7 protein-coding genes are annotated in these 8,233 nt (G+C 72.3%); all 7 read right to left on the reverse strand.

The window, feature by feature from the left end; all coding sequences use genetic code 11:
- Positions 1 to 195: 195 nt before the first annotated feature.
- Entirely contained in the window at positions 196 to 1,218 is a 1,023-nt protein-coding gene (locus tag B0I31_RS30685; protein WP_106618896.1) for an LLM class flavin-dependent oxidoreductase, read from the reverse strand.
- A 232-nt stretch (positions 1,219 to 1,450) separates the two neighbouring features.
- Positions 1,451 to 3,832: a tetratricopeptide repeat protein gene (locus tag B0I31_RS30690; RefSeq protein ID WP_106618870.1), complete on the reverse strand. Its 2,382-nt coding sequence runs from the start codon at positions 3,830 to 3,832 to the stop codon at positions 1,451 to 1,453.
- 7 nt (positions 3,833 to 3,839) lie between these two features.
- Complete coding sequence (locus B0I31_RS30695) at positions 3,840 to 4,241, reverse strand: hypothetical protein (protein ID WP_245950563.1); 402 nt, start codon at positions 4,239 to 4,241, stop codon at positions 3,840 to 3,842.
- A 106-nt stretch (positions 4,242 to 4,347) separates the two neighbouring features.
- The gene (locus B0I31_RS30700) at positions 4,348 to 5,337 is read right to left on the reverse strand and encodes a hypothetical protein (protein WP_106618872.1); all 990 of its coding nucleotides are present in this window, start codon (positions 5,335 to 5,337) and stop codon (positions 4,348 to 4,350) included.
- Complete coding sequence (locus tag B0I31_RS30705; protein WP_106618873.1) at positions 5,334 to 5,948, reverse strand: RNA polymerase sigma factor; 615 nt, start codon at positions 5,946 to 5,948, stop codon at positions 5,334 to 5,336. The genes B0I31_RS30700 and B0I31_RS30705 overlap by 4 nt, the downstream gene beginning before the upstream one ends.
- Before the next feature lie 74 nt (positions 5,949 to 6,022).
- Positions 6,023 to 6,883: an immunity 49 family protein gene (locus B0I31_RS30710; protein ID WP_106618874.1), complete on the reverse strand. Its 861-nt coding sequence runs from the start codon at positions 6,881 to 6,883 to the stop codon at positions 6,023 to 6,025.
- Between the two features lie 22 nt (positions 6,884 to 6,905).
- On the reverse strand, positions 6,906 to 8,233 hold a 1,328-nt coding region (locus B0I31_RS40875), incomplete at its 5' end, for a hypothetical protein (protein ID WP_181320543.1).

Consider the following 8,233-nt stretch of genomic DNA (forward strand, 5'->3'; position numbering starts at 1 on the left):
GGAGGTCCCATCCTTCTCGCAACCGGTCGGCTGCCGGGAGCACCGGTCTCGTGGGCGGTGGACGGTACACCCCATCGTTCCGCCCCGCCCCGGAACCGGCCCGGCTCGTCCCGCGCAAGGACGACCAGCCCCGCACCGACCGGGGCGCGGCCCGCACGCCACCTTGTCCAGTGGCGCGCGGGCACTGCGCCCGCGTCAGCGCCAGCCGAGGGCGGGGGCGACGTGGGTGAGGATGCTGTCGAGCACGTGGACGTTGTAGTCGACGCCGAGCTGGTTCGGCACGGTCAGCAGCAGCGTGTCCGCCTCGGCGATGGCCTCGTCCCCGGCCAGCTGCTCGACCAGGACGTCGGGTTCCGCGGCGTAGCTGCGGCCGAAGATCGCCTTGGTGTCGGCGTCGATGTAGCCGATCTTGTCCGTGCTCCCGCCGTCCGCGCCGAAGTAGGCGCGGTCGAGGTCGGAGGTCAGCGCGAAGATGCTGCGCGAGACCGAGACGCGCGGCTCGCGCTGCCACCCGGCTTCCGACCACGCCTTGCGGAACGCCCGGATCTGCTCGGCCTGCTGGACGTGGAACGGCGCACCGCCCTCGTCGTTCTTCAGCGTCGAGCTCATCAGGTTCATGCCCTGCTCGGCCGCCCAGGCGGCGGTGGCGTTGGAGCCCGCACCCCACCAGATCCGCTCCCGCAGCCCCGGCGAGTGGGGCTCGACGCGCAGCAGCCCCGGCGGGTTGGGGAACATCGGACGCGGGTTCGGCTGGGCGAAGCCCTTGCCCTCCAACACCGTCAGCAGCACCTCGGCGTGCGTGCGGGCCATGTCGGCGTCCGTCTCGCCCTCACCGGGCTGGTAGCCGAAGTACCGCCACCCGTCGATCACCTGCTCCGGCGATCCCCGGGAGATGCCGAGCTGGAGCCTGCCGCCCGCGATGAGGTCCGCGGCACCGGCGTCCTCGGCCATGTACATCGGGTTCTCGTACCGCATGTCGATCACGCCGGTGCCGATCTCGATGCGCTCGGTCCTGGCGCCGATCGCGGCCAGCAGCGGGAACGGGGCGGTCAGCTGCCTGGCGAAGTGGTGCACCCGGAAGTAGGCACCGTCCGCACCCAGCTCCTCCGCGGCCACGGCCAGGTCGACGGCCTGCAGCAGCGCGTCCGAGGCAGTCCTCGTCTCGGAGTGCGGGCTGTCGGACCAGTGCCCGAAGGACAGGAATCCGATTTTCTTCACGCCGGTGGAACGCATCACCACACCGATTGATTCCTCAACTACCCGGCCCGCGCCGCCGCCGGTGACCTCGTTCACCACCCACCGCGCGCCTCTGCTCAGCGGTGCGCACACCGCCGGAGCGCCGCCCAACCGCCCGTTCCCGGCAGCGGGTGTCCGTCGTGGACCGAGCCGCGCCCTCGCCGGACTTCGGACAGCCCGCCGAACCGGAGGGATCGTCCTGGTGCCGAGTGGTTCACGGGTCGCGGAGCAGGTGGTCGACCGGTGACGCGGCCTCCGTCGTGCGGTGGCGTGCCCGCCAGTGGGCGAGGCTGCGGCTGGTCGCGGTGGTCTGGACGTGGTCGGGGCCCAGCACGCGTTCCTGGTCGGTGAGCAAGGTGTGCAGTTCCGCGGTCGCGGTGGCGGTGTCGCCGGCTTGGCCTCGCCAGTGGGCGAGGCTGTGGCGGGTCGTGAGGGTGTGGGGGTGGTCGGGGCCGAGGACGCGCAGTTGGTCGGCGAGCAGGGCCTGGAGTTCCGCGGCCGCGGTGGCGGTGTCCCCGGTCTCGCCTCGCCAGTGCGCGAGGTTGTGGCGGGTGGTGAACGTGTGGGGGTGGTCGGCACCCAACAGGTTCCGGTAGTCGCCCAGGAGTGCCTCGAAGTCCGCGACGGCGCTCACGGGGTCTCCGGCTTCGCCCTTCCACCGGGCCAGTTCGTGCCGGACCATCAGCGTGGCGGGGTGGTCGTGCCCCAGCACCAGCGTGAAGTCGACCAGCAGCACCTCGCACTCCGCCGCCGCCTTCGCCGGGTTCCCGGCTTCGCCCTTCCACCGGGTGATGTTGGCCCGCGTGTCGAGCGTGTCGGGGTGGTCGGCGCCCAGCACCCGCTGCTGGTCGACCAGCAGCGCCTCCAGTTCCGCCACGGCGCCGGCCGCGTCCCCGGTTTCACCGCGTCCGGACGCCAGGTCGTTGCGCGTGTCCAGGGTGTCGGGGTCATCGGGACCGAGCACGCGGTGCTGGTCGATCAGCAGTGCTTCCAGTTCCGCCACGGCACCCGCGGTGTCTCCCGTCTCCCCGCGCCAGTAGGCCAGGTACCACCGTGCGCGCAGCGTGTCCGGGTGGTCCGGGCCGAGTCGGTCCTCGGCCTGTTCGCGCAGCAGCCGGAAGTGCTCGACGGCGGCGGCGACCTGCCCGCTGCCGCCCAGGGAGACGCCGGCGCGGAACAGCAGGGTGTGGCCTTCCGGCCGCCAGAGGGCGGGCGCGGTGCAGGCGTGCAGGCTCTCGGTGGCCGAGCGCAGCGCCTGCGCCAGGTCCGGGTCGGTGGTGTCGATGCCCGGCCAGGCGCCCAGCACCGCGTTGGCGGCGACGTGGGCCAGGTCGTGCAGCTCCGCCGGGGTGAGGGTGTCGCGCACGACGCGTTGCACCATCGCGTGGACCGCGAGCGTGCGCGCCGGTCGCCTCGTGTCGAGGGTCGCCAGGCTGAGCCGGTGCAGGACCGCGAGGGCGTCGGTCACCGCGTCCCGATCGACGTCACGCCCGACGATCGCCGTCAGGTGCGCGAGGACGGCCGTGGTGGTGAAGACCGCCGGCGGTGTGCCGTTGGGGTCGAGCAGACCGGCCAACGCCAACAACGGGCGGGCGGCGCCCGTGGGCGGGAGCCGGTCGGCCAGGTCGATGGACAGCGACCACGTGGCGGCCACCGTCCGCTCGTGCGGGTCGGGCAGCTCGGCCTGGGTCGGCATCACGTCAGCCAGGCTCCTGCGCCGGTCCGCCAGCCGCTCCCGGTACTGCTCGACGGTGAGCAGCGGTTTGTCGGCGATGAACGCCACCGCCTGCGTCAGGGCCAACGGCAGCCGGCCCAGGTCGTCCGCCAGCCCGCGCAACTGCTCCGGGTCGGTGTCCCGGCGGAGGTCCTCGGGCAGGGCGCCGTCGAGGTAGTCGAAGGCTTCCCGCTCGGTGAACACGCCCACCTCGACCAACCGGTCACCGCTCCCGGCGAGGGCGGTGTCGCGGCGGCGGGTGGTGATCACGACCTGGCCGACGGGGCTGTGCGGAGGCCGCAGGTCGCGCAGGTCCGCGGGGGCCTGGACGTCGTCGAGGACGATCAGCCAACGCCGGTCGGTGCCCGCCAACCACGTCCGCAACGACCGGGCCGCCTCCTCAGGGGTCCGGTTCGCGATACCGGGGTCCTGTTCCCGCAGGACCTGCCGCGCCACCTCGGCGTAGGCGCTGATGACGGCGTCACGGGACAGCGCCGACACCCACACCGCCACGTCCAGCGACCGGTCCCGCCACCACCGCCAGGCGTAGTCGGCCGCGAGCTGCGACTTGCCGACCCCGCCCAACCCCGACACCACCGTCGCGCCCGACCCGGCACCCACCACCACGGCGGCCCGGCCCACCGACAGCGCCTCGGCCAACTGCGAGCGTGCGGCCCGGTCCTGGAAGTGGTGGACCACCTGCGGCGGCACGCCGACGCGCACGGGCCACGCCACCCGCGCCGGCGGCAGGGTGACCGCGATCGTGTTGTGCTGGGTGTTGTGGTCGCCGATCTGGGGACCGAGGTTGCCCCGCACGTCGAACCCGCCCGCCCGCGCCGAGGCGGTCGAGCGGTCGTCCTCGTCCGGCGGCGCCGAGGCCATGCGGCGGTCAGGCGCCGAAGTGGTTGGTCTGGGTGTTGTGGTCGCCGACCTGCACGCCCTTGTTGTCCCGCAACTCCACCCGGTACTTGGTCAGCGCCGGGTCCTCCGGGTCGACCAGGTCCAGCAGCCTGCGGGCCGCGACGAGCAGCTCGGCCCGTTCCTCGGGGTCGGCCCGGGTCAAGGCGGCTTCGAGTTCGTCGCGGTGGGTCCCCGGGTCGGCGAGCCGCTCCTCGACCACGGCCTCCACCTCGGCGTCGTCCGCTTCCGCGGTGACCTTGCGGCGCAGCACCCGGCCGGTCGCGGTCTTGAGCCCCCGGTAGGCGTCCTGGACCGCGGTCGAAGCGGTCTCGCCCGCACCCACCGCCGCGCCCGCGGCCAACGCCAGCAGCACCGGCTCCACGAACTCCATCACCACGGCGCCACCCCTTCGTCCCCGGACCGCTCCTCCCCGCCAGTATCTCCACTCCGCGCCCGCCCGGCGCACCAACCCGACCGTGAACCGCGGGCGTGGCCGGTCAGCTGACGCTCTCGGCCAGTTCGACCACCTGTTCCCGGGTGAAACCGGCGGGCACCTGGAGCTGGAACGCCCGACCGTCCGGCAGGGGGGCCTGCAGCATCCACCGACCGTCCGCCAGGTGGACGAGATCGCCCCGCCGGCCGTTGACGGACACGGGATCCACCGGACGTGAGCCGTCTTCGAGAACCTCACCGTAATTCGGCACGAGGCTGAGCATGGTGCTCACGTGGATGACTCGGGCCGGCGCGCGCGGGTCCCGCAACGAGGTGACGGCCCCGTCGCCGTCCGGTCCGGCGTCCTTGAAGGCGAACAGCTCCCAACCGGCCGGGGCGACGCTGATGTCCAGGCTCAACCTCTCCTCCGTGTCGACCAGCGTGTCGGCGAGCGAGCGCACGGCCTGCTCGTCGGCGTAGTCACCTCTTCCGGTGAGCGTGATCCACCGGCCGGGCGAACGTTCCCAGGTGAGCGACACCGAGTGGTACGCCGGTTCCTCCTGGTCGACCCGCCCGACCACGGCCGGCTTGCCGGAGTAGGTCGTGTCCCGGCCGCCGTCCGCGCTCGGCCGGCCCTGGTGGGTCATGACGGTGATGCCGGTCGGTGCTCGGCCGGGCCGCCGGTCGGCGTCGCCGTACACCGCCGCGAACCACCCGGGTTCCGCGGTGAAGCCCGGTTCGGTCACCCCGGCGGGGATCGGGTCCAGCACCGGCGGCAGCGTCGGCATGTCGAACCGCACCAGCACCGGCGGCTCCTCGGTGGTCGACGGTGGTGTGGGGGTGTCGGTGCTGTCGGTGGCGACGATCCCGGCGACCACGACGACGGCGGCCGCGGCCGCGATGAGCGCCGTTCGGCGACGGAGGCGGACCGGCTCCACGGCCGCGGGACGGGCCAGGATCTCGGCCAGCAGGTCGGCGCGGGCCTTGGCCAGGACGTCATCGGACAGGGGGGTCGGCTCCGGGCCGTGTTCACGGAGCGCGCTGACCTCGTTCACGGGGTCTCCTCGGTGGTCGGCCGGTGGCCGGTGAGCTGGGTGCGGACCTTGCCGCGGGCGCGGTGCAGCCGGGACCGGACGGTGCCGACCGGAACGCCCACCGCGGCGGCGATCTCGGCGTAGGACAGCTGCGCGTAGGTCCACAGCAGCAGCACGTCCAGGTCTTCGCGCGACAACGCGGCCAGCGCGACCGCCAGTTCACCCCGCAACGCCTGGGCGTCGACCCGCCCGGCGACCTCGCCCAGGTCCGTGGTCGACTCGGCGTGCCCGGCGGCACGGCCCAACGCCCGGTACCGCCGCTCCTCGTCCCGGGCGTGCCTGCGCACCAGGTTGGTGGCGATGCCGAACAGCCAGGCCCGCACCGGCGCGCGTCCCGGGTCGTAGCCGGTGCGGCCGCGGAACGCGAGCAGGAACGTCTCGCTCATCAGGTCGTCCGCCGGCGTGCCGACCCGGCGGGACAGGTAGCCGTGCACGACCGGCGCGTACCGGTCGAAGATCACCGCGAACCGCTCCGGGGTGGCCAACGACTCCAGGAGCAGGTGTTCGTCGGTGACGGCGGGAGGCGACTCCGCCTGCGGCACCGGTTCGGCGGTGGGTGGTCGCGTGGTCATGCTCCCTGTTGCCCGAAGTCGCGATCCGGTTCGCCGGACCCGGGCCCGACGCGTCCGGTCGACCGGCTCCCCGGTCAGGTGTTCTCGACGCGGGTCGTGTCGTCGAGCAAGGCGGACGGCAGGTAGTCGGAGACCACGGTGATCGTGATGCCCGCGTCCTGGGCGATCCTGGACAGCGCCAGCGGGCCCGGCGCGAGGTAGCCGAGAGGGGAGGCGCGGCGTTCCTCGGTGCGTGACCAGTACGTCCGGTGCGCCCGCAACGCCTCGGCCAAGGCGCTGTCGAACTCGGCCCCGGCGTCGGCCTTGAGCACGTAGTGGAACAGGGTGAGCTGGGGGAAGTGGAGCAGGTCCGCGGTCTCGCGCTCTTCGCCGCCCGTCAGCGCTTCCGGTTTGCTGTTGGTCAGGGCCGCGCCCAGGGACTGGCCCACGCCGTCCTCGCGGCGGAAGAACCGCTGGAACACCTCGACCATGTCGAACAGGTACTCCGGCTGCGGGCCGGACGCGCGCAGCACGTCGAGCGGGAACGCGGCGAGCCGGTCCAGCACGTCCTGCTCCCTCGCCACGATCGCGAGCCAGAGCGTCGTCAGCCAGTTCTCCGCCGTGGCGTAGTAGACCGGCCCCGTGCCGGAGGTGTTGACCACCTCGTCACCCAGGCGGACCGGGACCAGCGCGCCCTTCTCCGCCGCCGCGACGGTGAACACGGCCGCGCCGGTGTCCAGCGCGGCACGCAGCGCCAGCCACGTTTCCCGTTCTGCGCCGGCCGGGTCGAGCACCGTCCGGTGGCCGAGAAGCGACAGGGCGGCGAGGAGTTGCAGGTTGAGCGCGTCGGGATAGCGCTGGATCTTCTCCACGCCCTCCGCGACGTCCTCGGTGAGTTGCCGGATGGCCCGCTTCGAGGCGTTCGGATAGGTCTTGTGCCGCTCGACTTCGACCATTGCGGTGCTGCGCCTTTCCGGATCAGGAGGCGGGGGTGATGTCGCGCTGCCAGCCCATCAGGAATTGTTGGGCGACATATCCGTCGTACACTTCCCGACCGTTCTCCACTCTCACCTTCGCGGTCACCAGGGTGTACTCGACCATACCATGCGTGCGGGTGCGCTCCAGTTGCCCGGCGAGGTCGCGGTCGGCTTTGTTGTCGCTCTTCGCGAGTTCGTCGATGTGATTCTTGAAGAACTCGTTGTAGCCTTCCGTTCGCTTGAAATTCTGGAATTCCTCGGGGGACATGCCGGCCACGTCGTCGCCGTGCCGGTTGCGCAGGAAGTCGTCGATGTCGTGCTCCGACACCCCGGCCCGCCCGCGCAGGTGGTCGGCGAGCACCTGCGGGTCCCGGGCGCGTTCGAGGATCTTGGCCAGTTCGCGGTCGCTGTCCAGCTTCGCGAGGTGGTCGTCCACGGCCCGGTCGATGTCGTCGGGCGACATGCCCTGGTCGGCGAGCCGTTTGCGCATGTTCTCCTCGGCCTCGCCGGACAGCGTGGCCGTCTTCATGTCGTGGAGCTTCTTGTCCCAGTACTTGTCGTGGCCCTGCTCGACGTATGTGCCGTCGAGCGCCTTGGCCTCGCCCACGGACGCGGACGGGCCCTTGGCCTCGACCACGGCGTGCCGGCCGTCCGGCAACTCCGCCACGATGTCGAACCGGCCGCTGCCGGCCAGCTGTGCGTCCACCCGGTCGACGTCGCCGTACACGTCGTCCAGGTAGTGCCGACCGGAGGTCTCGCCCAGCTCTTCGCCGAGTTTGGTCGCCTGGTGCTGGGCGGGCGCGTAGTCGTCGGTGCCCTCAGTGGCCTTGGCCTCGTCGATCGCCCGGCGGCGGTCGTCGATCAGGTCCTGGTGGCGGTCGACCGTGTCCTGGTCGAGCGTGCCGCGGACGTCCCGGACGTTGTCGTGGTACGTGGCGGGCTCGGCCGGCGGGCGGTCGTCCTTGAACTTGACCTCGACCTCGTCGAGGTCAAGCTGGGACAGGTCGCGGTCCTTGGGCGGGGTCCAGCCTTCCGGCACTTCGAGGTCGAGCGCTTTGACGTTGGTGGGCGGGTCCCACCTGTCGGTGCCGGGTGAGCGGGTGACCAGCTCCCAGTCACCGTCCTTGCGCTGCCGCAGGTAGTAGTGCTCTTTGAGGTAGTCGTTGCTGGCGATCTTGTCGAGCGGTGTCTTCTTGCTGTCCTTGCCCGGCTCGTTCTTCCAGCTGTCGTCCTTGCCCCGGTCCCGCGCGCCGTCTGCGTCGGTGTGGCCGGTGCGGTGGCTGTCGGGGGTGTTGGGGGCGTAGCCGTCGTCGCCGGTGCGGGTGGTGG

Origin of the sequence: Saccharothrix carnea, assembly GCF_003014735.1 — a bacterium.
Classification (GTDB): domain Bacteria; phylum Actinomycetota; class Actinomycetes; order Mycobacteriales; family Pseudonocardiaceae; genus Actinosynnema; species Actinosynnema carneum.

Excerpts from the sequence above, each read along its gene's own strand:
- B0I31_RS30705 (WP_106618873.1), bottom strand. The coding sequence starts at position 5,948 with ATGACCACGCGACCACCCACCGCCGAACCGGTGCCGCAGGCGGAGTCG.
- B0I31_RS30710 (WP_106618874.1), bottom strand. The coding sequence starts at position 6,883 with ATGGTCGAAGTCGAGCGGCACAAGACCTATCCGAACGCCTCGAAGCGG.
- B0I31_RS30695 (WP_245950563.1), bottom strand. The coding sequence starts at position 4,241 with ATGGAGTTCGTGGAGCCGGTGCTGCTGGCGTTGGCCGCGGGCGCGGCG.
- B0I31_RS30690 (WP_106618870.1), bottom strand. The coding sequence starts at position 3,832 with ATGGCCTCGGCGCCGCCGGACGAGGACGACCGCTCGACCGCCTCGGCG.